We start from the raw sequence: 25095 nt of genomic DNA, 5'->3' as shown, positions 1-25095 counted from the left end.
GACAAGGAATCAACAATGCGAAGAGTCTATAATCTTTGGGCATCCAAGTCATTAAAGCGCGTTAAAAATGCGTTTTCAATGTGTTGTGTAGAATAGGGGGATAAATTAAGATCATCGGGTAGAATATTATTGGGAGAGCCAAAATAGCGAAAGGCTTCTTCTGTATTAAATCCAGCAAGCGTAATCGCTTCATAATAGGCAGCAATACGGTCGGCTTGTTTAATTTTTTTTAAAAGTTTTTGAGAAAGATCAACGGGAAGAGAAAAGCGCATGTGGATAGCATCTTGGATGCGCTTTTCAACGCGTTCATATTGTTTTCCTATGACAGCTTTAAAAGGGGAAATCATATCGCCGATGACATATTCTGGAGCATCATGAAGAAGGGCATAAAGACATTCGTTGCTTTCCGATTGTGGAAAAAGTTTTTGAAATATTTGTTCAACCAAAAGTGAATGTTGTGCAACAGAATAGGCATGCTCTCCTCGTGTTTGACCGTTCCAACGTGCCACGCGAGAAAGTCCATGGGCAATATCTTCAATTTCAACATCAAAAGGAGAAGGGTTGAGAAGATCAAGTCGCCTTCCAGAGAGCATTCTTTGCCAAGCGCGGGCTTCTCCATTTTTTAATAATTCAGCTTTAGCCATGAGTATTTTCTATAGTATTTTCAGGAAAGGTAAAATTCATATTTTCAGCAATGCTTATAGTGACAGGAATGTTTTTTACAGTAAAGGGGATGTTATAATCCATAGCATCTTTGACGTGGTCAATACGCATTAAAGCAAGAGCCTCATTTCCTATACATGTTCCCAAGTAGCCAAGCACTTTTGTTCCTGCTTCAATGTTAGATTGAGGGGTTAATTTACACTGGCCTTTTACAATAAAAATACGGCGACGTACTGCACGGCGGTGGTGCATTCGTGAAACAATTTCTTGTCCAATATAACATCCTTTATTGAATGCAAGTCCATTGATTTGATCGTAATTAATATCATGAGGAAAGACTTTGCCAATTTCATAGTCTTGATCACTTTCCGCAATTGCATAACGGATACGCAATTGATTCCATGTGTCATGATATTCTGAAGTCAAAAAAGGTTTTTTGCCATAGATTCGTATTATTTTTTCTTGTTGTGGGAAGCGTTTATCAACAAAACTTGAATCAAAATTTAAAGCATCTGATTCATTATTCAAAAAAACTGTAACAAGCTCTTGAAATGGTTGTGTAATTTCTACTTTTTTGCGCAGCTTATAGAGCAACAGACGCTTATGGAGCGTATCAGCTAAAGGCATCCTGATATCAATCAGGTAACCATCTTCTTTTTTTCCGATAAGAAAATCAGCAAGAACCTTTCCTTGTGGGGATAAAAGGGCTCCAGGGAAAAGTTCCTGTGGACTGATTTTTTTTACATCTGTCGTGATCAGGGATTGTAGAAAATCTGTTGCTTCTTCGCCTGTAATTTGAATAAGCCCGCGGTTTTTTAAGCAAATGGCATTTTGTTTTTTAATCATGGTTCTTGCCTTTCTGCTCAAAGTTACATAATCGATAAGTGAGCAATATGTAAGGAGCGTGGTTATGTTTAAAACATTTGATACAATTTTTAAAGGTGCAACACTTGTGAATCATGATGGAAGAAGCAAGCGTGATATTGGTATTACAAATGGTCGTATTGCTGAAATAGGCGACCTTACATGTGCATCGGCTAGTGAGGTCATTGATTGTACGGGGCTTCATATTTTACCAGGAATTATTGATAGCCAAGTGCATTTTCGTGAGCCAGGAAATGAATATAAAGAGGATTTGGAAAGTGGCTCGTATTCTGCTGTGTTAGGGGGTGTTACGGCAGTTTTTGAAATGCCTAACACCAATCCATTGACAACATCAGAAGAAACATTAAGCGATAAGGTTAAACGCGCATTTCATCGAATGCATTGTGATTTTGCATTTTGGGTTGGAGGAACGCGTGAAAATGCTCATGAACTATCTGAATTAGAAAGACTTCCTGGTGCGGCTGGAATTAAAGTCTTTATGGGGTCCTCTACCGGTGATCTTTTGGTTGATGATGATGAAAGTGTACGCCTTATTTTGAAGAATACACGCCGTCGTGCGGCTTTTCATTCTGAAGATGAGGCGAGGCTCAAAGAGCGTAAAATATTGCGTATTGAAGGGGATGCATCGTCACATCCGATTTGGCGTGATGAAGTTGCGGCATTAAAATGTACGCAGCGTTTGGTAAAAATTGCTCATGAGACGAAGGCTCGGATTCATGTGTTACATCTTTCGACAGAAGAAGAAATTGATTTTCTAAAAAAACATAAGGATGTTGCAACAATTGAAGTGACACAACATCATTTGACGCTCACGGCTGATGATTATAAGAAGTTTGGTACATTAATTCAGATGAATCCGCCTATTCGTGAGCCGCGCCACCGTGACGCTCTTTGGTACGGTGTTCAACAAGGAATTATTGATGTCTTAGGTTCAGATCATGCGCCTCATACTCTTGAAGAAAAACTTCAACCTTATCCCTCTTCACCTTCAGGTATGACAGGCGTGCAAACAACAGCAGCAATTATGTTGACACATGTGAATGCAGGAAAAATATCTCTTGAACGTTTTGTTGATCTCACTTCACATGGCCCTAGTCGTATTTTTGGTATAAGTTGTAAAGGGCGCATTGCTGTTGGGTTTGATGCTGATTTAACCATTGTTGATCTTAAGCGAGAGGAAATTATTACGAATAGCTTAATTGGTTCTCGCGCCGGTTGGACACCTTATGATGGTCAAAAAGTTAAAGGTTGGCCTGTTGGGACTATTATCCGTGGTATGCGCGTTATGTGGGAAGGTGAAATTGTCACACCTTCACAAGGAGAGCCTGTTAAATTTATGGAAACTTTGGTGTAAACAGATTAAAATTATAAGTATGCCGTAAAATACCATCCTTTAGAGTGGTGATATAGGGTATGTCAGCCTCTTTGATACATAAGTGTTTTTTTAATGCGTGGTGAATATTCTTAGGCTTGTTTGTAGAAACTATGCAGCAAATTACATGCGTTAGAAGCCAAGAGGAACCTTGTTCAACAAGAACCTAGATTGTTTACAGAGCAAATTTAGTTAAAAATCTTCGTCCTTTGAGGTGTGGGGAGGAAGCCAAAGAGCGATTTTGTATGGGGAAAAAGACGCTCATACGAATAAAAGCGTATCGAGACATTATTCTTTAAACGTCTCTCTATTTTCAGAGCTGGTTTATTGCTCCCCGCATTTGTGAAAGGAGTATCATTGATCCCGCTAAAATTGAGAGAGATACTTTTTGTATAGATTAATTATTTATAATGCATGAGGAGGTTTTCAGATAAAATTCTTCCTTCCTCAATGTATCTTTGATTGGCTTCAATGGCTGCTTGTGTACAATGATGATAATTTTCTGAGAAAGCACGATACGCTTCATTAAACGCTTCATAAAAATAAGCACGTCTTTGTGGAATGGGGTGTTCTGCTTCAATCAGTGCATTCATATAGTCATACCATTGGTTTGTTGGAGGCGCGCAAAGATTTTGGAGAGAATGCAATGATCCCAAAATTTCTGCTAGTCGGAGTAAATTTTTTTCATAAGGTGGAGATTGTTGTGCAAAGGCTGGTATTGAAATGACAAGAAATATTAAAATAATGATGTTCATCAATCTATTACGCATTATTTTTATTGCTTTCTTTGAATAAAACTCTGTAAAGATAAAATAATTTTGTCATGAGAACGGTGTAAAAAAATAAAGTTAATTGCTACATCATTCTCAATTATTGATTATAAAATATAGGGCGTAAGAGGCAGTAAGGAAACCATTGTGGAATATTGAAAATACTGACGAAGCTTTGTGTGGTTAAAAATTTAAGATTTTCTGCCTGCAAGCTATCTATTTTTCACATAGATTTATATTGTATTGCCTATAGATTTTTTTCTAAGCTCATTTTTTTTAAAGAGAGAAAGCATCTCTAATGATAGAACGCTTTTGTCCAATCAAATAAAATAGATTGTTTTTATGATAAACGATGAATACAGCCGTAAATACAATGGGAAAATGGTAAGAAGAATTTACTATAAAAGATACAAGTTTTTAGCTTAAACCGCGTAATACAATGATTTGAGATAAGATACATCTAAAAGGATCGGTGCATAATATCGTCCATGGAGTCAATAAATGAAAGAGTTGCGATTTTATAATACGCTAACACGTAAAAAAGAAAAATTTACACCAATAGATGCGACAAGAGTACGTCTTTATGTTTGTGGACCGACAATTTATGATTATGCGCATATAGGAAATGCACGTCCTGTTATTGTTTTTGATATTTTATTTCGCTTATTGCGTCATGTTTATGGCAATGAGCATGTTCTATATGCACGTAATATCACAGATGTCGATGATAAAATTAATGCACGAGCAGCTAGCGAATATCCAAACGTATCATTGAATGAGGCTATTCGTCACTTAACAGAACGTACATATTCTCAGTTTCAACAAGATACCATAGCACTTGGTTGTCTGTTGCCAACCAGTCAGCCACGCGCCACTGAGCATTTAGAGGAGATGCGCTCTTTAATTGAAAGGTTGCTTGAAAAGGGGCACGCTTATGAAGCCGAAAATCATATATTATTTTCTGTAAGTAGCATAAAAAATCCTCCCCATTATGGGGCATTTGCAAATCGTTCTTTAGATGAAATGAGGGCGGGGGCGCGTATCGATGTTGCTGCTTATAAAAGGGAAGAGATGGATTTTGTTTTGTGGAAGCCTTCTGTGGAAGGAGAACCAGGTTGGAAATCACCGGGCGGAATTCCTGTTTTAGGTCGTCCAGGTTGGCATATTGAATGTTCTGCAATGTCAATGGCAAAGTTATTAGCGCCCTATGGCGGTGGTTTAACCTGTGATGATCCGACCGCCAATGTTTTTGATATCCATGGTGGTGGAATTGATTTAATTTTTCCTCATCATGAAAATGAGATTGCACAAAGTTGTTCAGCTTTTGGGACGGAGCGAATGGCTAATTTTTGGATGCATAATGGTTTTTTACAAGTTGAAGGCAAAAAGATGTCGAAAAGCTTTGGCAATTTCATAACTATTCGTTCTGTTTTAGAGAATAATTTGGGGGAGTTTAATGGTATTTTAACCGATGAAATGAAGCAAAATTGGGCTGGTTTGTCTGCGCGTTTTTCGATGTTGCAAACGCATTATCGTGAACCATTAAATTGGACAGCACAGCGTTTAATACAATCGAGCAGCGAACTGTATCGTTGGTATGAATGGCTTCGCAGCAAAAAGAGTGAGATGAAAAACAATGAAGCAATTGATGATACTTTGATAGATGCACTTAGTGATGATCTTAATACTCCAAAAGCACTGACTCTTTTGCGAAAATTTTATAAAGAAGGAAATGCTTTGGCTCTTCTGAATGGGATGAATTTATTAGGACTGTTAAGACAAGAATGGATTAAAGAAATAGATTGCCCATTATTTATGAGAAAAACTTTCCTTGATACAAAATTTATTGATCAGCGCATTGCCGAAAGACTAAGACTTATCCATAATAAAGAGTGGGAAGCTGCGGATACAATTCGTGATGAGCTTGCAGCCGAGGGGGTTCTTTTAAAAGACAGTAAGGATCCGCAGAGTGGTGAGCGCATAACTGTGTGGGAAATAAAGCGACACTAAAGCGCACTAATGTCTCTATTCCAGCAGCTCCATAAAAAAGGAGAATATGATGGAATTTTTATATCATTATGGATATATCGCGCTTAAACTAGCTGTAGGTCTTGTTGCCTTCTTATTTATTTTAAGAACGACGGGGCGGGGTAGTCTTAGTCAGATGACACCAGTTGATTTGGTCAGTAATTTTGTCATGGGAGGTATTATTGGAGGCGTTATTTATAATCAGAATATTAGTAGCCTTCAATTATTGCTTGTTTTATTCATCTGGCAAACCTTGATTACATCTTTTAATTTTTTTGCACGCTATTCAGTTTTTTTTCGTCGTCTTATTGCAGGGCGGAATGTCACATTAGTTTTAGATGGAGTTTTCCAAATGGATAAGATTAAGAACTTAGGGATCAATATTAATGATCTCATTACGATGTTACGTCTTAAAGGGTGTCACTTACATGAAGCTGCTTTTGTTCGTTTGGAAACCAATGGTGATTGCACTGTCATTAAAAAGGAAGAGGGAAAGAAATCGACGATTTTAATAGAAAATGGTGAAGTTATTGATGATGGACTTAAAGAGATTGGTAAAACAAAAAAATGGCTTCAGGCAGAATTGAAAAAAAAACATGTAAAAGTTGAAAATTTATTTGCAGCAGAGTGGTATGAAAATACAGATCAAAATAATAAATTGTATAGTGGATTATTTCTTGTTCCTTTTTCAAAAACAGTCTAACTTCAAAAAACGGGTAGGTATAGCTTATTGAAAGCCGTAATGAAGAGATGAATCTATAAATAACCACAGAGGGTATTTTGCCTGTTTGTGCGGATGATAGAGAAGTAAGGACTTTATGAAACGCAATGAAATGACAAAAACTGTATCATCAGATACAGGGAAGACTCTGCACACACTTTACAATTTATGGCCCTATATGTGGCCGGTAGGGCGGCGTGATCTAAAGATGCGTGTGCTATGGGCAATATTTTATCTTGTTTTGGCTAAGCTCGTTCTCATATCTGTACCGTATTTATTTAAATATTCTACGAATGTGCTTGATTCAAGCTTTCAGCTACCTGAATGGTTCCCATCCAGTTGGATTATTCCCATCATGCTTGTTTTGGCATACAATGTCGCGCGTATTATGCAGGCTGGATTAAATCAATTACGCGATTCCCTGTTTGCCACTGTTGGTCAATACGCTGTTCGTCAATTAGCTTATAAAACCTTTGTACATATGCATGAGTTATCCTTGCGATTTCATTTGGAACGCCGAACAGGTGGGCTTTCTCGTGTGATTGAGCGTGGAACAAAAGGAATCGAAGCGATCGTAAGATTTTCAATTCTTAGTACAGTACCAACAGTTTTAGAATTTATATTAACGGCACTGGTATTTTATATAAGTTATGGGTGGCATTATCTTCTCATTGTTGTTGTAACGGTTGGATTATATATTTTGTTTACCATTAAGGCGAGTGATTGGCGTATTCGTATTCGGCAAAAAATGAATACAGCGGATACTGAGGCGAATACTCGCGCTGTTGATTCTCTTTTGAATTTTGAAACGGTCAAATATTTCGGTAATGAAACTCTAGAAGCCGATCGATTTGATGCTTCTATGGTAGGTTATGAAAAAGCCGCAACAAAGATTTGGACATCTTTAAGCTGGCTTAATTTTGGTCAGACTCTTATCTTTGGTATTGGAATGACGATCATGATGCTGATGTCAGCTTATGAAGTTTTTTATAAGACACAAACTTTAGGAGATTTTGTTTTTATTAATGCGCTTTTAATGCAACTTTCCATTCCACTAAATTTTATTGGTTCAATGTATCGTGATATTCGACAAGGTTTAACGGATATTGAAGCAATGTTTGATCTTTTAGATGTTCAGAAAGAGATCGTTGATAAATCGGATGCTAAACCGTTAGAGATAAGCGATGGGACCATTTGTTTTCATCAGGTAAAGTTTTCCTATGATTCGAGACGTCAGATTCTCAGAGATATTGATTTTGAAGTTCCTGGAGGAAAAACAGTCGCTATTGTCGGTCCATCGGGTGCCGGTAAATCTACTATTTCTCGGTTGCTTTTTCGGTTTTATGATGTTGATGCAGGATCTATCACAATTGATGGGCAGGATATTCGTGACGTAACACAAAAGAGTTTGCGTGAAGCGATTGGCATGGTCCCACAAGATACGGTGTTATTTAATGATACAATTGCCTATAATATTTGCTATGGGCGTCCAAGTGCTACAGATGAAGAGATGCGCAAAGCTGCTGAAATGGCACAAATATCAAAATTTATTGAAATTTTACCGGAAGGTTTTCAGTCTATGGTAGGAGAGCGAGGTCTCAAATTATCAGGTGGTGAAAAACAACGCGTGGCTATTGCACGGACACTTTTAAAAGCTCCTCCACTTCTTATTCTAGATGAAGCAACGGCGGCTCTTGATACGGCGACGGAACAGGAAATTCAACAAGCATTGGATATTGTAAGCCGTGGACGTACAACATTGATTATTGCGCACCGTCTTTCTACTGTTATCAATGCGGATGAAATTTTAGTTCTTAAAAGTGGTCGTATTATTGAAAATGGGACGCATACAGAGCTTTTACGCAAGAAAGGTCTTTATGCTTCAATGTGGAATAAGCAGCTTGAAGCATCGCAAGCGGAAGAAAAATTACGTAAAATGCGTGAAGAAGATGAGACGAGTGTTGTTAATCGTAAAAAATAAATAGAGCAAAATGTAATCTATATCTTTATATGGAGTGATTGATTAAATACATAAAAAGACACAAGAGGAACAAAAAGCTTTGTTGCTTGTTTAAGTTTACGATGAATAGGAAATTATATGAGTATTCTGCAATCTTTCCATAATAGCTTTGTACCGGTTCATAAAGAAGGTTATCCTTTTATTGTAGCGTTTTTTGTTATTTCGCTCATTCTTGGTTGGATATGGAGTCCGTTGTTTTGGTTTGGTCTCGTTCTCACGGTGTGGTGTGTATACTTTTTCCGTGATCCAGATCGTGTGATCCCTTTGAATTCAAATTGGGTTATGTCGCCTGCAGATGGGCGTATTTCATTTGTGGAATCATGTGTTCCACCTGAAGAATTAGGATTAGGGAAAGATGAAATGATTCGTATTTCCATTTTTATGGATGTTTTTTCATGCCATATTAATCGTATTCCTATCAGTGGTACAGTAGAGTCTATCGTTTATCATCCAGGTCGATTTACCAATGCTGACTTTGATAAAGCTAGTCAGTTTAATGAGCGTAATGGGGTGGTAATTGATAGCAAACATGGTAAAATTGGTGTCGTACAAATAGCGGGAATGGTTGCACGCCGGATTGTTTGCTGGTCAAAAGAAAACGATGCCGTTATGACTGGTGAGCGATTTGGATTGATTCGTTTTGGTTCTCGCCTTGATGTTTATATACCAACTGAAATGAAATTGCGTGTTGCAGTTGGACAGACAGCAATTGCTGGAGAAACAGTTTTGGGTTCTTTTGATGATAAGAGTGCCACAACGGGCTTCAGATACGATTAGGACTCACAATGAAAAATTTTTCGCCATTTTCTTCATTCAACCCTGAGGGGCAGCATGATGATGTTGCAAATCGGCGGCGTTCACCTACATCAATGCGGTATGTTATTCCTAATATTATTACTATTTTAGCAATTTGTGCAGGGATGAGCAGCATTCGTTTGGCTTTTGAACATCGCTATGAAGCTGCTATTTTAATGGTGCTTTTGGCTGCAGTTTTAGATGGTGCTGATGGTCGCATTGCCCGTTTAATAGATGGTAGTTCATCTTTTGGGGCACAGATGGATTCTCTTGCTGATGTTATAAATTTTGGTGTTACCCCTGCACTCATTGTTTATTCATTTATCTTGAATCAAGCGAATCATATTGGGTGGGTTGCTGCCCTTGTTTATTGTGTTGCTTGTTGTTTGCGATTAGCACGTTTTAATGTGATGTTAGATAACCCCAATATACCTAAGTGGCAGAGAAGTTATTTTGTTGGTGTTCCAGCACCAGCAGGAGCATTATTACTTTTATTGCCTACCTATTTAGGCACTCTTGGTTTGGTCCCCAATTGGGGGTGGGCATTATTTTTTAGTCTTTATACTGTAATTATTGCTTTTCTTTTGATTAGTCGTTTACCGGTATGGAATGCAAAAACAATTGATCAAAATTTAAGGCGCGATATCGTTATACCGTGCATGTTGGTCATTGTTATTTATGTCGGTTTTCTTGCGACTTACACATGGGAAACTTTATTGATTACAGCTGTTAGCTATATGATTTTTCTCCCTTGTAGTTTTATCGCTTATAATAAACGTGCTACTTTAGAAGAGAAAAAGGCTGATGCTAAAGCTATCCAAGAATTATAAAGTGCTTCATTCTTCTGTCGAAAAGCACAGGGAAAAGAGAGAGTCAAACGATTTACTTCTCATATGATGATCAATCAGGTACATGATAATCTACAAACCGATTTTTATGGACATTAAAAAGTTTTCCAGTTTCCTTTAAATCAGGTGATAACAAATGGACTATCTTTTTTGCAACCTCTTGTGGTGAAGGAAGAGTTTGTGGATCTTCACCGGGCATAGCTTCAGCGCGCATGGCAGTGCGTGTGGCACCAGGGTTGACACAATTAATCTTAATAGGGGTTTGTTTGAGTTCTTCTGCCCAACAGCGGGCAATCACCTCTAAAGCCGCTTTAGAGGCTGCATAAGCTCCCCAGAAAGGGCGCGCAGCATGCGCAACGCTTGAGGATAACAGGATGGCTCGTCCAGCATCAGATTCACGTAATAAAGGCTCAACGGCTTTCATTAAGCGCCATTGGCTGAAAAGATTTATTTGAAAAACATCTTCAAATACCGTGTTTTCTATATGCGCTATTGGTGAGAGTGTTCCAAGAATTCCTGCGTTTGCAACGATAATATCAAGTTTTTTCCAGCGTTTGGCAATTGAGATAGCAAGGGTATCGATGTTTTCCATATGATACAAGTCAAGGGGAACAAGGGTTGCATGAGCTCCTTTTTCTCGGATTTGATTATCTAATTCAGTAAGTCCACTGACTGTTCGTGCAAGAGCAATAATATGAGCACCGCGTGCAGCAAGCTCGAGTGCCAAATAATAGCCAATCCCTCTTGATGCGCCAGTAACAAGTGCAACACGCCCATGGAGACTAAAGTCACGTTTTGTCATCATTAATCTCTTGTTTTAAGAACAGATGATTGATGAATTTTGGAGAGATTTTCTTGATCAACCAGATGCGTAGGATAATATCCAGTAAAATAATGGTCAGTAAATTGTGGATCGGCGTTATTCCGTTTTTCCCCTGCTACAGCAAGATATAATCCATCCGTTGAAAGAAATTCTAATGAATCCGCTCCAATAAAATCACACATAGATTTTAAATCTGGATATTGATTTGCTAAAAGGTTTTCAGCTTTAGGTGTATCAATACCATAAAAGTCAGGATAAAAAATCATAGGGCTAGAAATGCGCATATGAACTTCTTTTGCTCCTGCATCGCGAAGCATTCGTACAATTTTAAGGGATGTTGTTCCACGCACAATGGAGTCATCAACCAGAATAACACGTTTTCCTTCAATCACAGGACGGTTTGCCGAATGTTTTAACTTGACGCCAAAAGCGCGAATTTGTTGTGTTGGTTCGATAAAAGTGCGGCCAACATAGTGATTACGAATAATACCAAGCTCGAAGGGAATTCCAATTTCTTGTGCATAGCCAATTGCGGCAGGCGTTCCTCCATCAGGAACAGGAACCACAACATCACCCTCACAAGGGGCTTCCTGTGCTAAACGGATTCCCATATTTTTGCGTGTTGTATAAACACTACGTCCTCCAACGATTGAGTCTGGGCGGGCAAAATAAACATATTCAAACAAGCAAAGTTTTTCTGGTTTTGTATTTTCTGGTTTTATAATTTTTTTTGTAATTTCCCCATTTTTTTGTATTTCACATATGATGATTTCTCCATTTTTAACATCACGGACATATTTTGCTCCAATAATATCAAGAGCACAAGTTTCAGAACAAAAGATAGGCTTACCATCAAGTTCGCCCATCACGAGAGGTCTAATTCCTGTTGGATCGCGTGCCGCAATAAGTTTTGTACGTGTGAGCGCTAACATAGCATACCCACCTTCTACTTGCCGAATCGCATCAACAAAACGATCAGAGGACGACTCATAACGTGAGCGGGCAATAAGATGGAGAAAAACTTCTGAATCCGACGTTGATTGACAGATAGCACCAGAAGCGATGAGTTCACGGCGTAATGTGAGACCATTGGTAAGATTACCATTATGCGCAATAGCAATACCTCCAACTTTCAATTCAGCAAAAAGGGGTTGAACATTGCGTAATGCCACTTCTCCAGTTGTTGAATAACGGGTATGTCCAATAGCACGATTTCCTGGTAAGCGCGCAAGTGTTGCAGGGTTTGTATAGTGATCTCCAACAAGACCTAAATGCTTTTCTTGATGAAATATTTTATTATGGTAAGAAACAATCCCAGCTGCTTCTTGCCCACGATGCTGAAGTGCGTGGAGTCCAAGAGCTGTTAATGTTGCGGCATCTTCATGCCCAAGAATACCAAAAACTCCACATTCTTCATGAAGGGTATCATCATCTAATGAAAATTCTTGACAGAAAACATCGCTTTTTATCATCATATTCTTTCAGTTGTGATATGGAGGAATCATTAATATCACATTTTACATCATTTAGTTCTCTTTCCTCATGAAAAACTATTCTCTATTTTTTGAAAATTATCTTTTCATGAGAGTGTTACTCATACGTATGTTTATTGCTGTCTTTAAACAAATTTTCCGTCTTTTCGAGAACAGATCCAATATCTTTGGGGAGTATTTCCCAAACTTTTTGTCCCAATGAATCTAAAATAGGCCTTGTTTTTGCATTTTTTAACCAATTCGCTTGAAGCTCGGGTTTAATCAGTGCATTAAGCAGCAACATACCGATGACCATGATAAGTAAACCACGAAGTGCTCCAAAAATAAAACCAATAGCACGGTCAAGGATACCAATTCGACTATCAATAATAAAATCAGAGATCTTCATTGTAATAATTGAAGTAATAATGAGAACAATAATAAAAATTGTGACCAATGTTGTGATCAATGCAATCATTTTATTAGAGAGATATTGTTCAAAGAAAGGTAAGACAGGTTTGAATAAAAACAGTGTCGTAACAGCTGCAACTGCCCAAGAAATCAACGATAACACTTCACGTGAAAATCCTCGAAGCATAGCAAGAAAAGCGGACAACAGGATGATTACTACGACAATTCCATCAAGGATTGTTATGATCATTTGTTTGTTCCTTATACATAAAGTTGTGTTCTTTTAAGTCTGTGTGCAAATATATTTTTTGTTATGCCATTTTTTGTTCTTATAGCAAGGATCTTTTGTATTTTATAGAGTTTTTTCTATATTATCATATCTGTGGTGCAGATCATTTTTTACTTACGGTAAGAGTAGCAACGAGTTCGGGAAGGTCGGAGAAAGTTTTTTGTTGAAAGTTGAGCGACTTCATCATTTCGGTTGTTGTTGTGGGGTGAAAGGCTCCTTGAAAGCCGAGTTTTTTTGCTTCATTGATGCGCTGTGCTGAATGTGCAACAGCGCGGGTAGCTCCTGAAAGACTGACTTCACCAAAATATACATAATCTGTTGGCAATGCGATATTGGCAAGAGAAGATACCAAAGCAGCGGCTACAGCTAAATCAGCAGCGGGTTCTGATATGCGATATCCACCTGCTACGTTCAGATAGACATCATGCTGTCCAAAACGAATACCACAATGGGCTTCTAAAACGGCAAGAATCATAGAAAGGCGATTTCCATCCCATCCGACAACCGCACGTCTTGGTGTCCCAAGGGAAGAAGGAGCAACAAGCGCTTGAATTTCTACGAGTATCGGGCGTGTCCCTTCCATTCCTGCAAAAACAGCAGCGCCTGGTGCTTTTTCATTACGTTCCCCTAAAAATAATTCAGATGGATTTATCACTTCGCGTAATCCTTTATCAGACATTTCAAAGACACCAATCTCATCTGTTGGTCCGAAGCGATTTTTTACAGTTCTAAGAATGCGATAATGATGTCCTCCTTCACCCTCAAAATAGAGAACGCCATCAACCATATGTTCAACGACTCGAGGACCAGCAATTTGTCCATCTTTTGTAACATGCCCAACAAGAACAACGGCGGTTCCTGTTTTCTTGGCAAAGCGGATCATTGCCTGAGCACCGATACGTACTTGTGTGACAGTGCCAGGTGCTGAATCTGCTGTATCTGACCATAGGGTTTGAATCGAATCGATAATCACCATATCAAGGTTTTTATGTTCGCTTAAGGTTGCCAGAATATCTTCAACATTGGTTTCAGCAGCAAGTTTCACTTCTGTATTGTTAGCTTCAAGCCTTTGTGCGCGCAGACAAATTTGCGCAATAGCCTCTTCACCTGAAACATAGATGACATTATATCCTTTACGTGATAAAGCAGCGGCTGTTTGTGTCAGCAATGTTGATTTACCAATACCCGGATCACCTCCAACAAGGAGTGCCGATCCACGGACAAAGCCCCCACCGGTAACACGATCAAGTTCAGCAATACCAGAATGAATACGTGGAGCATCTTCAATATTTCCAGAAAGAGATGTGAGTGTGACAATGCGTCCTTTACGAGCATTCTGCTTAGGACCACTTCCTATGCCGCTATTTATAGTTTCTTCGATAAGGGAATTCCATTCCCCACAAGCGCTACATTTTCCTGCCCAACGAGAATGAACAGTTCCACAATTTTGACAGATAAATTGAATACGGTTGCGTGCCATGTCGATTTAACCAATTTGCTCTGGAAGGTAATTGCTATCGGCCAGATCACTAAAGCGTGTGAAATCAGATTGAAAGGCAAGGGGCACGATTCCTGTCGGCCCATGGCGCTGTTTTGCAATAATAACGTCAGCTTTTCCAAAAGCTTTATCCATTATTTCTTGCCATTTCGTATGTTCCAAGCTACCTAGTTTTGGTTCTTCATTTTTGAGATAATATTCTTCGCGATAGACAAACAGAACGATATCGGCATCTTGCTCAATTGAACCAGATTCACGTAAATCTGAGAGCTGTGGACGTTTATCTGTTCTATTTTCTACTTGACGTGAAAGTTGAGAGAGAGCGATAATAGGAATATTCAATTCTTTCGCTAATGCTTTTAATCCTGTGGTAATTTCTGTGATCTCTTGAACACGATTTTCTGATGAACGCTTTGAACTGCTTGTCATGAGTTGGATATAGTCAATAAACAAGATATCTAAACCATGTTGCCGCTTGAGACGCCGCGCACGAGCAGCTAATTGCGTAATTGATATTCCCCCAGTTTGATCAATATAAAGTGGTGCCTTTTGTAGTTGGTTCACCGCACGAATAATTTTTGAAAATTGTTCATCTGAAATATTGCCACGCCGAATATCAGAAGAAGAGACTTCTGTTTGTTCAGAAATAATACGGGTTGCAAGCTGTTCGGATGACATCTCAAGTGAGAAGAATCCCACAATGCCGCCTTCATTTTCTTGGATATTGGCATTACGATTATAAGCATTAGCAATATTAAAGGCAATATTGGTAGCCAGTGAGGTTTTACCCATACCAGGGCGGCCCGCAAGGATAATTAAGTCAGATGCTTGTAATCCTCCCATTTTTTCATCAAGTGTTTTAATATGGGTGGCTATCCCTGATAATTGTGAAGAGCGCTTTTTCGCAGCACTTGCCATATCGATAGCTTTTTTAATAGCCTCATTAAAATTTTCAAATCCACCTCCATATTTCCCTTTTTCTGCTAGCTCAAATAACTGATTTTCAACAGTTTCAATTTGTTGGGTAGGCGTGAGTTCTACAGGAGCATCAAAGGCTGTATTGACAACTTGAGTTCCAAGGTTAATCAAAGACCGTCGGATAAACAGATCGTAAATGACGCGTCCATAATCTTCAGCGTTAATAATAGTGACTGCCTCTGTGGCTAAGCGAACAACATATTGGTATACAGTAATATCTCCAATTTTTTCTTCCATTTGGATATAGGGCTTGATTGTAACTGGATCTACACGTTTTCCTGTTTTAATAAGGTGAGATAAAACATGATAAATTTTTTGATGCAATGGTTCAAAAAAATGTTCTGGTTTTAGAAAATCTGAAACGCGGTCAAGAGAATCATTGTTGATAAAGATAGCACCAAGCAATGCCTGTTCAGCTTCAATATTATGCGGAAGTTGCCGAAAAGAAGGAGAATCCTCTTTCTTTGAAGAGCTGACATTAACAACGTTAGTTTCTTCCATAATATTTTTCCACTAAAATTCTAAGTCTAGCTACTTTAGGCGATAAATTGAAAATCGTATAATTAAAAGAATAGAGCTACAAACCTTCATTTTAAGTTAAAATTATATAATTTTTTAAAACTCTCTTTTCGTTCCTCATTTATCATTTGTGTATTATTTATATAACGTCTATCTATTTATTTTATAATATGTGATTTTAAAGTGGAAGTTTTGCTACTCTAAATTTAAGTATTTTTAAGTTACTTAACCTTAAAATTCCAATATCTGTGTAAGTAGAATTATTTTTTATAACTGAAATTATTTCAGATCATGTGAGGATATAATCAAATTAACGCTCATACAAACTTTAGTCTTAAGGGTAGAACTTTAAATTATTTTTGCTTTATATGCTGGAAAACAAAAGACATTTCCTCTTAGTGATACTACCATTCTCGGCATGTAATGCCTTTAAATAGTATATTTCTAATTCTTTCATAAAAATTAGGTTCTTTATGTACGATAGCCATAAAATACTCACTTTTAAAGTGTGAGTATTTTATGATCGATATTTAAAATGGAATAAAAAATATAAAATAGAAAGAAAAAATAGAAATTAAGCTTCTTGATGAGAACTGTTTATATCGTTGTCATTAATTTCTTCTGCCAATAATTCTTCCTGACTTTCTTCTAATAATTCTTCTTGAATATTATATATTTCTTTAGCCGAAGTGAGAGTTTCACCTTCTGCTTGGCGTTGTGCTTCACTAGTAGAACGCGCAACATTAATAATCACAGAAATTTGAACCTCTGGATGTAAACTAAGAGTGATAGTGTGAAGACCGATCATTTTTATTGGATGATTAAGTTCGATTTGATTTCTCCCAATAGAAAAGCCTTCATCTGTTATCATTTCAGCAATATCACGTGTTGACACAGAACCATAAAGTTGTCCTGTTTCACCAGCAGAACGAACAACAATGAATGATTGTCTATCAAGTTTTTCAGCAATTTTTTGCGCTTCGCTTTTGCGTTCAAGATTACGTGCTTCAAGTTGTGCACGTTGCATCTCAAAGTGTTTTTTATTAGCTTCATTTGCGCGTAAAGCTTTACCTTGAGGCAAGAGAAAATTACGCGCATAACCATCTTTAACTGAGACAATATCACCCATCTGACCAAGACGAGGAATGCGCTCAAGTAAAATAATATCCATAGTTTTTCCTTTCGAACAAATAAATTTAGTGGAGTTTTTTGCGTGATTGAAAATTGTATTGAATAGCAGCCCAAATTCCCATCAAAAGCATCATGAAAACAATAGGTGGAGTAAAAACGACTGTTAAAATAGCAATATAAACAAGAGAAAGTATAATAATCCGACCGTTTACCCCTTTTGTAATATTGTGAAGATATGCTAGACCGCTAATTAATATGATGACAATGTATGCAGTACTAAAGACACGGGTACTCAAGTTAAGAGAAGCGCTCAGCTCAACCATCGATGCTATGCAAACAATAATAAAAATAATAATTCCAGAAATTGGAAGGCGGAGAGTTTGGCTCCAATCATCACGGGGTCTTTTCAGCCATTTCATATGTTGTGCTGCTATCATGGAAAAGTAAAGGTTACCAATGAGAAAAACCAAACTATAAATAGTCAAAGAAAAAGCAGTAAAAGTTGCTGTATGCGTCATTAAAAGCTCATTAAAAGCGCGTATATCGGCTTCTTTTATTGACTGTGTTTGTTGCAGAGTTTGTGCTATGTTTTCGGTGATTTTTTTTGCAACGATGGGTGTGGAAGGACGTGTTTGAACATAGAGCCCAATGAAAGTTGCTATAAGAGCGATAAAATTAGTTAAATGAAAAATAACCGATGACAATGGATACCATATCAGTTCGTTTTCTTTTTGCGCTGGTCGTGCAAGCCCAAGAAGCCAAGAAGCATAGACAGCAGGAAGGAAAAATAAGAACATAAAGCCAAGAGCAATATAGGTATTAGTGGTTATGATAAGAACAACAGTGGCACTTATGAGGGCGATGAGACTGGCTAATGTTCCTTGACCGAACGCAACAATAAAAATTGGCAATGAAAGAAAGCAGCCAAGAAGAAGAGAAAAAAAGGGCGCGATATTTGCAACACTGATGATTGCCAGTCCTATCACAACAGCAAATAATCCTGCCAAAATACCGGTTAATATCTCATAAGTACGATTTTTTTTCATTTATTGCTGTCCTGCTTTCTGCAGTTAGAGGCGTGTCAATACCCCAACTTTGACATTTAATAGCTTAACATAGGATACAACAAGCTATTTTTTAACCATATAAGAAATGCAACTGGAGAAACTCTCCAGTTGCATAGTGTATTGATTGCTTACTTTATAACGTACGGAAGTAAGCCTAAAAAGCGAGCACGTTTGATAGCATTAGCTAATTCACGCTGTTTTTTCTGACTAACAGCAGTAATCCGTGAAGGAACAATTTTCCCACGTTCGGAAATATAACGTTGTAACAACTTGATGTCTTTATAATCAATTTTGGGAGCATTGGTCGCTGAAAAAGGACATGTTTTACGACGACGATGAAAGGGGCGACGTGCAGAGTTTTGATTAGTATCAGTCATCATTCTACCCCTTCTATAGTATTTTCACGTTGACGACGTGGAAAACGAGGACGCTCTTCATCATGTCCAATGTGACTATTGCGATCAAGGTGTGAGAGCATAGCAGATTTTTCTTTTTCGTGTTTTTCTACGCGAATGGTCATATAACGCAAAATATCCTCATTGATGCGCATCTGACGCTCCACTTCAGCAATTGCTGAAGCTGGTGCATCAATATTGACTAAGACATAATAAGCTTTACGGTTTTTACGAATACGGTAAGCAAGAGGACGAAGTCCCCAATTTTCTATACGCCCAACTTTTCCACCATGCGCTTCAATGACACCTTTGTAGAGACTCAAAAGTTCATCAACTTGCTGCGGTGCAATGTCTTGTCGGGCAAGGAACATATGTTCATAAAGAGCCATTGTTTTGCCTTTCTTCAATTAAATTTCACCGGTTTTAGCGCAAAGCCTCTGCGACTTGTCTTTTTTGGAAATCCAAAGAAGAAAGGACGCGTTTACAATTCGAGACATCTCAGAGCGGAGATACGGGAGGCCGGAAACATTGTATTTCCTACTGATATTTTACAGCCCTCCGTTCAACCTCCAGCTAAAGTGCCGGCAACGAATATTTCATATCTACAGGTTATCTTTTAAAATAGCAAGTTTATGCACATAAAAAAATTGATTTGTTAAATCTTAATATATTTCCTTCTTCTACAAAAAGATAATACTGTAATATAAAGGCAAAGGAGGGAAAAATGGACTTTTTAAACCAGATTGATGTTACACTCTTTGAAATGTTTGTCGGCAATCATCAAGCTTGGTCGATTGTAGTTTTGTTTAGTATTTTTTGTGCAAAGTTTTTAATTTATATTATTCCTCTCCATCTTTGTGCGTTGTGGTTTTGTGGTGGGGAGAGGGAGCGGTGTGTTGTGCTAAGCATTTGCATGAGTATTTGTGCATCTCTTTTCATAGGTTATCTCATTTCTCTTTTTTATTTTCATCCTCGCCCATTCGTGGTAGGGCTGACGACACCGCTTATTCAACATCGTGCAACAGCTTCTTTTCCTAGTAATCATGCCTTGACCATTGCATCTTATGCAGCTAACTTTTATTTTTACCGATACAAAGTTACTTTTAAATTTGCCGTAGTGTTTTTATGCTTAATCTGTTGGGCGCGCATCTTTGTGGGTGTACATTATCCCTTTGATATTTTAGCAGGTGCACTTTTAGGAAGTCTCATAAGTTTCGGTGTTATTCAGTTTATAGCACCCTATTTCCCTAAGTTTTTATATCAAATTCCGCCTTTAAAATATAATTTTAAGTGTGGTATTCGTTTTAAATAAAGGGCTTTATCTTGATTTGTGCGGATGAATAAGGTCAAAAGAAAATAATTTAATTGTACAGTTTTAGGAGTTGATAAATGGGTGCAGCTTTTATTTTTCCAGGGCAGGGGAGTCAACTTGTTGGTATGGGGAAAGCGCTTGCAGAGCAATTTATTGTCGCACGGATGGTTTTCGAGGAAGTTGATGATGCTTTGGGTGAGAAATTATCAAAGATCATTTTTGAAGGACCTGCAGATGTTTTAACGTTAACAGCAAATGCACAACCGGCATTAATGGCTGTATCTATGGCTGTCATTCGTGTGATGAAACAATTAGGGCTTCGTATAGAAGAAAAGGTAAGGTTTGTTGCTGGTCATTCTTTAGGCGAATATTCGGCTCTTTGTGCTGCTGGTACATTTACTCTCACAGATACGGCAAGACTTTTGCGTATTCGTGGCAATGCTATGCAGGCTGCTGTCGCGGTTGGTGAAGGTTCTATGGCTGCATTAATTGGTTTAGAAGAGCACATTGTGGAAGAAATTTGTGAAACTGTTTCTGGAGAAGGACTATGTCAGATTGCTAATGATAATGGTGGTGGGCAAATTGTTATTTCCGGTAAAGCAAAAGCAGTTGAGGCAGCGGTAGAGATTGCATCAAAAAAAGGTGCAAAACGTGCACTTCTTCTTCCTGTTTCTGCACCTTTTCATTCATCTTTAATGCAACCTGCTGCTGATGCCATGAAGAAAGCACTTTTGACTGTTAACAAAATGTCCCCTATTGTTCCTTTGATTGCCAATGTTTCTGTTGCACCTGAGAGCAATCCAGAGCGTATTACTACTCTTCTTGTCCAACAAGCGACTGGGAGGGTGCGATGGCGTGAAACAATAGAATGGATCGCTGCTAATGGAGTTGATACGCTTTTTGAAGTTGGTTCTGGAAAAGTATTAACAGGTTTAACGCGTCGTATTAACAAAGATATAAAGGGGGTAACCATTGGAACAGTTGATGAAATAGAATCAGCGCTAGGTATGCTCGGCGTTTAATCTATAAGGAGTTAAAAAATGTTTAGATTAACAGGACGTAAAGCTCTTGTAACGGGGGCTTCGGGAGGAATTGGTGAGGCAATTGCACGCTGCTTTCATGCACAAGGAGCCATTGTTGGACTTCATGGAACACGCGAAGAAAAGCTTAGAGAAGTGGCGGCAGAATTAGGGCAGAATGTTTTTGTATTCCCCGCTAATCTTTCTGAACGCCAATCGATTAAACAATTGGCTGAAGTTGCAGAAAGAGAAATGGATGGCGTCGATATTTTGGTTAACAATGCGGGAATCACTAGGGATGGTCTTTTTGTGCGTATGCAAGATAAAGACTGGGATGATGTTTTAGAAGTTAACCTAACAGCTGCTTCTCTTTTGACGCGTGAATTAATACATTCTATGATGCGCCGCCGTTATGGAAGGATTATTAACATTACATCTGTTGTTGGTGTTATGGGAAACCCTGGACAAACGAATTATTGTGCTGCAAAAGCAGGCTTGATAGGTTTTTCTAAAGCATTGGCACAAGAAATTGCTTCGCGAAACATCACTGTCAATTGTATTGCTCCTGGATTTATTAAATCCGCAATGACAGACAAGCTTAATGAAAAGCAAAAAGAAGCCATTATGGCTGCGATTCCGATGAAGCGTATGGGAAGTGGGCAAGAAATAGCCGCTGCTGCTGTTTATTTAGCAAGCGATGAAGCAGCCTATACGACAGGTCAAACACTCCATATCAATGGTGGAATGGCAATGATTTGAGTATTTATTTTATTCCACATTGATTTATGAGTTGTATTATTTTAGATAGTAACGATTGAAATGGATAGATGCATCTATTTCTTTAATATGGTCGTTGATCAATTGATGTCGGAATGTCAGATTGGTTCATTTTGTAGGGGATATCCACAGGATGTTTTAAATCATTACTAAAATCTTTTAAAGTAATGCATCTATTGCTTGATTAGATGAACCGATATAGTTAACCAAATTATAGGAAAATATAAATTCGAGGATTTCAACATGAGTGATACAGTAGAGCGCGTTAAGAAAATTATCGTGGAACATCTTGGGGTTAATGCTGATAAAGTTGTAGAAAATGCAAGCTTTATCGATGATCTAGGGGCTGATAGCCTTGATACGGTTGAACTCGTTATGGCTTTTGAAGAAGAGTTTGGGGTAGAAATTCCAGATGAAGCTGCTGAAACGATTTTCACAGTTGGCGATGCAGTCAAGTTCATTGATAAAGCTTCTGCGTGATTACTAAAGGGCAAAGGCATAAATTGCTTTTGCCTATATTCTTCGGAGCTCTTTTGAAAAGAGAGCTTTGAGAGGTGAAGTTTAGTTCAAGGTTAGAAGTTATGAGACGTGTTGTTGTTACTGGTTTAGGATTGGTATCTCCATTAGCTGGTAATATTGAATATAGTTGGAAGCGACTTCTTGAAGGAAGAAGTGGTGTCCGACGTATCACAGAGTTTGATGTGTCAGATTTGCCATGCCAGATTGCTGCGCGTATCCCCTTAGGGGATGGAACAGAGGGGACTTATAATGCTGATTTGTATATGGAACCTAAAGAGCAACGTAAAGTTGATGCATTTATTGTTTATGCAATGGCTGCTGCTAACCAAGCGCTTGCAGATGCCGAATGGTTTCCTAAGAGTGATGAAGATCAGATTTGTACAGGCGTGTTAATTGGTTCGGGAATTGGGGGAGTTGAGGGTATTGTTGAAGCTGGTTATACGCTTCGTGATAAGGGCCCACGTCGTGTTTCTCCTTTTTTTATTCCAGGTCGTTTGATTAATCTTGCTTCTGGTTATGTGTCTATTCAATATGGTTTACGGGGGCCTAATCATTCTGTTGTAACGGCTTGTTCAACAGGGGCGCATGCAATTGGTGATGCGGCACGTTTGATTATGTTTGGTGATGCAGATGTCATGGTGGCAGGGGGGACTGAATCTCCGATAAATCGGATATCTCTTGCAGGTTTTGCAGCTTGTAGAGCTCTTTCTACTTGTCGCAATGATGATCCTGAACGGGCGTCACGTCCTTATGATATTGATCGTGATGGTTTTGTGATGGGGGAAGGAGCAGCTGTTGTTGTTTTAGAAGAGCTGGAACATGCCAAAAAACGAGGAGCGCGTATTTATGCTGAGGTTATTGGCTATGGTTTATCTGGTGACGCTTACCACATTACAGCGCCTTCAGAAAGTGGTGAAGGGGCTCAGCGTAGTATGATAGCTGCTCTTAAGCGTGCACAAGTGAATGTGAGTGAACTTGATTATATTAATGCTCATGGTACATCTACGATGGCTGATTCCATAGAGCTAGCAGCTGTTGAGCGTGTTTTAGGGAGTTATGCACCACAAGTTTCTATGTCATCAACGAAATCATCTATCGGGCATTTACTTGGTGCTGCCGGTGCTGCTGAGGCTATTTTTTCTATTTTAGCTATACGGGATAATATAGCCCCAGCGACACTTAATCTTGACAATCCATCGATTGAAACAAAAATCGATCTTGTACCACACAAACCGCGTGAACGAAAGATTGATACGATTCTTTCTAATTCTTTTGGATTTGGTGGGACAAATGCATCGTTGGTGATGCGACGTTTTAGGGGATAATAAGTATTTTTATTTAATTTTTGCTTTTGAGTTTTCTACTTTATTATAAGGTGAATGAGAAATTATAATATTATCCTTAATCGCTATTGAGGGGTTATGTCCGATGTGAAAAATGGAAATCATTAAAGGACGTAAGTGATTCCTCTTCGAATCATTTAGCAGATAGTTATGACATGTTAATACATAAAAAACGAAAGAAATCATCTATCGTCCGTAATCCGTTGGTCATTCTCGGTCATTTTTTTCTTATGCTGATTGTGATTATTCTTTTTGCCATAAGTATTCCTCTTTATATTGGAAAAAGTATTTTTGAAGAAAAGGGAAAAATTGAGGAAGAACAAATTGTTCTTATCCATCCTGGTACCGGAATTCGTGAAATTGCTTCATTGCTAGAAAAACGTGGTTTCATTCGATCATCAGATATTTTTGTTTATGGGGTTGGTTATCACCAAAAAACAACGCATCTGAAGGCTGGTGAATATTTAATTCCAGCTCATGCTTCGATGCAGGATATTATGGATATTCTTGTGAAAGGAAAATCTATAGAGTATACATTTACAGTACCTGAAGGTTTAACGGTTCAGCAAGTTTTCGATCGATTAGCTGCGAATGAAATTTTGATTGGAGACCTTCCAAAAATTTTGCCTCCAGAAGGTTATTTAATGACGGATACTGTTCGTTTTATTCGGGGAACAACGCGTAAAGAGATTGTAAACAGGTTGCGTGAAGGACAGACAAAATTAATTCATGCTATATGGGCTACGCGTTCACCTGATTTACCCATTAAATCAATTGATGAATTTGTTATATTAGCCTCAATTGTTGAGAAAGAAACGGGAATTGCAGCAGAAAGACCAATGGTTGCTGCGGTATTTTATAACCGCCTTACAAAGCATATGCGTCTTCAATCGGATCCAACAGTAATTTATGGTCTCTTCGGAGGAAAAGGAAAACCATCCGGTCGTGCAATTTATCGTTCAGATCTTGAGAAGGAAACTCCATATAATACTTATAAAATTAATGGTTTGCCCCCAACGGCTATTGCAAATCCAGGTCGAGATTCTTTAAAAGCGGTGGCACATCCACCAATCAGTGATGCACTTTATTTTGTTGCTGATGGTTCAGGAGGGCATGTTTTTTCTCGAACTTTAGAGGAACATAATATGAATGTTCGCAAGTGGCGAGAATTAAAGGCAAAACATTGAATTTATAGTGATAACACATCTTTTTGCATCGTAAATGAGAATCCCAAATATAGTAAAATTTTTCTATTTAAATTTTTTATGAGAATGATAAAAAATCATTTTCTTGTCTGTCACAAGTGGGTTGGCGTATGGATAAAAATATTTAAGAAAAAAGTGAATATACTGCTAATACCTTATCTCAAAAAAGAGCAAAATAACATTGAGAATTGCTAAGAAAACACATTGATTAGGGGAGAGGTTGAGATAATGTATA

General features: G+C 38.2%; 23 protein-coding genes and 1 pseudogene. 12 read left to right on the top strand and 12 right to left on the bottom strand.

Translation table 11 applies throughout. The features are described 5' to 3' along the window. Nucleotides 1–26 precede the first annotated feature (26 nt). Nucleotides 27–644, bottom strand: a complete 618-nt coding sequence (locus ACFING_RS01420) for a YfbR-like 5'-deoxynucleotidase (protein ID WP_375620723.1) — start codon at nucleotides 642–644, stop codon at nucleotides 27–29. Continuing rightward, entirely contained in the window at nucleotides 637–1509 is an 873-nt protein-coding gene (locus tag ACFING_RS01415; protein WP_375620724.1) for a YgfZ/GcvT domain-containing protein, read from the bottom strand. Before ACFING_RS01415 ends, ACFING_RS01420 begins: the two co-directional genes overlap by 8 nt. Nucleotides 1510–1573: 64 nt before the next feature. On the opposite strand from ACFING_RS01415, the gene ACFING_RS01410 reads away from it, so the two are divergent. Then, complete coding sequence (locus ACFING_RS01410) at nucleotides 1574–2902, top strand: dihydroorotase (protein WP_375629361.1); 1329 nt, start codon at nucleotides 1574–1576, stop codon at nucleotides 2900–2902. Between the two features lie 419 nt (nucleotides 2903–3321). Here ACFING_RS01410 and ACFING_RS01405 read toward each other — a convergent pair whose 3' ends face one another. Beyond that, the gene (locus tag ACFING_RS01405; protein ID WP_375629359.1) at nucleotides 3322–3690 is read right to left on the bottom strand and encodes a TIGR02301 family protein; all 369 of its coding nucleotides are present in this window, start codon (nucleotides 3688–3690) and stop codon (nucleotides 3322–3324) included. 501 nt (nucleotides 3691–4191) lie between these two features. Here ACFING_RS01405 and cysS point away from each other — a divergent pair. From cysS to pssA, 5 genes are all read left to right on the top strand, one after another. Further along, nucleotides 4192–5700, top strand: coding sequence for a cysteine--tRNA ligase (gene cysS, locus ACFING_RS01400; protein WP_375612941.1), 1509 nt, complete (start codon nucleotides 4192–4194; stop codon nucleotides 5698–5700). Between the two features lie 49 nt (nucleotides 5701–5749). Beyond that, complete coding sequence (locus tag ACFING_RS01395) at nucleotides 5750–6421, top strand: DUF421 domain-containing protein (RefSeq protein WP_375620811.1); 672 nt, start codon at nucleotides 5750–5752, stop codon at nucleotides 6419–6421. Nucleotides 6422–6536: 115 nt separating this feature from the next. Then, nucleotides 6537–8420, top strand: a complete 1884-nt coding sequence (locus ACFING_RS01390; protein WP_375620728.1) for an ABCB family ABC transporter ATP-binding protein/permease — start codon at nucleotides 6537–6539, stop codon at nucleotides 8418–8420. 117 nt (nucleotides 8421–8537) lie between these two features. Beyond that, nucleotides 8538–9236, top strand: a complete 699-nt coding sequence (locus tag ACFING_RS01385; protein WP_375611224.1) for a phosphatidylserine decarboxylase — start codon at nucleotides 8538–8540, stop codon at nucleotides 9234–9236. Between the two features lie 8 nt (nucleotides 9237–9244). Continuing rightward, nucleotides 9245–10084, top strand: coding sequence for a CDP-diacylglycerol--serine O-phosphatidyltransferase (gene pssA / locus ACFING_RS01380; protein WP_375611225.1), 840 nt, complete (start codon nucleotides 9245–9247; stop codon nucleotides 10082–10084). Nucleotides 10085–10154: 70 nt separating this feature from the next. Here the strand turns inward: pssA and ACFING_RS01375 are convergent, their stop codons facing one another. From ACFING_RS01375 to rpsF, 9 genes are all read right to left on the bottom strand, one after another. Then, complete coding sequence (locus ACFING_RS01375) at nucleotides 10155–10904, bottom strand: SDR family NAD(P)-dependent oxidoreductase (protein ID WP_375629615.1); 750 nt, start codon at nucleotides 10902–10904, stop codon at nucleotides 10155–10157. A 2-nt stretch (nucleotides 10905–10906) separates the two neighbouring features. Continuing rightward, a complete protein-coding gene (gene purF, locus ACFING_RS01370; RefSeq protein WP_375610159.1) occupies nucleotides 10907–12400 on the bottom strand; it encodes an amidophosphoribosyltransferase in 1494 nt (497 codons plus the stop codon). 115 nt (nucleotides 12401–12515) lie between these two features. Continuing rightward, nucleotides 12516–13058, bottom strand: a complete 543-nt coding sequence (locus ACFING_RS01365; protein WP_375629355.1) for a CvpA family protein — start codon at nucleotides 13056–13058, stop codon at nucleotides 12516–12518. Between the two features lie 142 nt (nucleotides 13059–13200). Beyond that, nucleotides 13201–14577: a DNA repair protein RadA gene (radA, locus tag ACFING_RS01360; protein WP_375629352.1), complete on the bottom strand. Its 1377-nt coding sequence runs from the start codon at nucleotides 14575–14577 to the stop codon at nucleotides 13201–13203. A gap of 6 nt (nucleotides 14578–14583) precedes the next feature. After that, nucleotides 14584–16074, bottom strand: a complete 1491-nt coding sequence (locus tag ACFING_RS01355; RefSeq protein ID WP_273791081.1) for a replicative DNA helicase — start codon at nucleotides 16072–16074, stop codon at nucleotides 14584–14586. A 592-nt stretch (nucleotides 16075–16666) separates the two neighbouring features. Then, nucleotides 16667–17263 carry a 50S ribosomal protein L9 gene (gene rplI, locus ACFING_RS01350; RefSeq protein ID WP_375629349.1) on the bottom strand — a complete coding sequence of 199 codons (597 nt, stop codon included), beginning with the start codon at nucleotides 17261–17263 and terminating at the stop codon, nucleotides 16667–16669. A 25-nt stretch (nucleotides 17264–17288) separates the two neighbouring features. Continuing rightward, nucleotides 17289–18269: a hypothetical protein gene (locus tag ACFING_RS01345; RefSeq protein WP_375620731.1), complete on the bottom strand. Its 981-nt coding sequence runs from the start codon at nucleotides 18267–18269 to the stop codon at nucleotides 17289–17291. Nucleotides 18270–18418: 149 nt separating this feature from the next. Beyond that, nucleotides 18419–18667: a 30S ribosomal protein S18 gene (rpsR, locus tag ACFING_RS01340; protein ID WP_375620813.1), complete on the bottom strand. Its 249-nt coding sequence runs from the start codon at nucleotides 18665–18667 to the stop codon at nucleotides 18419–18421. Beyond that, nucleotides 18667–19074 carry a 30S ribosomal protein S6 gene (rpsF, locus tag ACFING_RS01335; protein ID WP_375612935.1) on the bottom strand — a complete coding sequence of 136 codons (408 nt, stop codon included), beginning with the start codon at nucleotides 19072–19074 and terminating at the stop codon, nucleotides 18667–18669. Before rpsF ends, rpsR begins: the two co-directional genes overlap by 1 nt. Before the next feature lie 335 nt (nucleotides 19075–19409). Between rpsF and ACFING_RS01330 the strand changes: the two genes are divergently transcribed. From ACFING_RS01330 to mltG, 6 genes and pseudogenes are all read left to right on the top strand, one after another. After that, nucleotides 19410–19997 (top strand): undecaprenyl-diphosphatase, encoded by a 588-nt coding sequence (locus tag ACFING_RS01330; RefSeq protein ID WP_375620732.1) that lies wholly within the window; start codon nucleotides 19410–19412, stop codon nucleotides 19995–19997. A 77-nt stretch (nucleotides 19998–20074) separates the two neighbouring features. Beyond that, nucleotides 20075–21019, top strand: a complete 945-nt coding sequence (gene fabD, locus ACFING_RS01325; RefSeq protein ID WP_375629347.1) for an ACP S-malonyltransferase — start codon at nucleotides 20075–20077, stop codon at nucleotides 21017–21019. 18 nt (nucleotides 21020–21037) lie between these two features. Beyond that, on the top strand, nucleotides 21038–21775 hold the full coding sequence (fabG, locus tag ACFING_RS01320; protein WP_375629344.1) for a 3-oxoacyl-[acyl-carrier-protein] reductase: 738 nt from the start codon (nucleotides 21038–21040) through the stop codon (nucleotides 21773–21775). Between the two features lie 261 nt (nucleotides 21776–22036). Continuing rightward, the gene (locus ACFING_RS01315; RefSeq protein ID WP_004860281.1) at nucleotides 22037–22273 is read left to right on the top strand and encodes an acyl carrier protein; all 237 of its coding nucleotides are present in this window, start codon (nucleotides 22037–22039) and stop codon (nucleotides 22271–22273) included. A gap of 101 nt (nucleotides 22274–22374) precedes the next feature. Then, a complete protein-coding gene (fabF, locus tag ACFING_RS01310; RefSeq protein WP_375629341.1) occupies nucleotides 22375–23637 on the top strand; it encodes a beta-ketoacyl-ACP synthase II in 1263 nt (420 codons plus the stop codon). A 96-nt stretch (nucleotides 23638–23733) separates the two neighbouring features. Then, nucleotides 23734–24842: pseudogene (gene mltG / locus ACFING_RS01305) on the top strand (endolytic transglycosylase MltG). Nucleotides 24843–25095: the final 253 nt, after the last annotated feature.

Origin of the sequence: Bartonella sp. AP150HLJHH, from assembly GCF_042196385.1 — a bacterium.
GTDB lineage: Bacteria > Pseudomonadota > Alphaproteobacteria > Rhizobiales > Rhizobiaceae > Bartonella.
The sequence above is the reverse complement of the archived record's forward strand: the minus strand, read 5'-3'. Positions and strand labels throughout refer to the sequence as shown.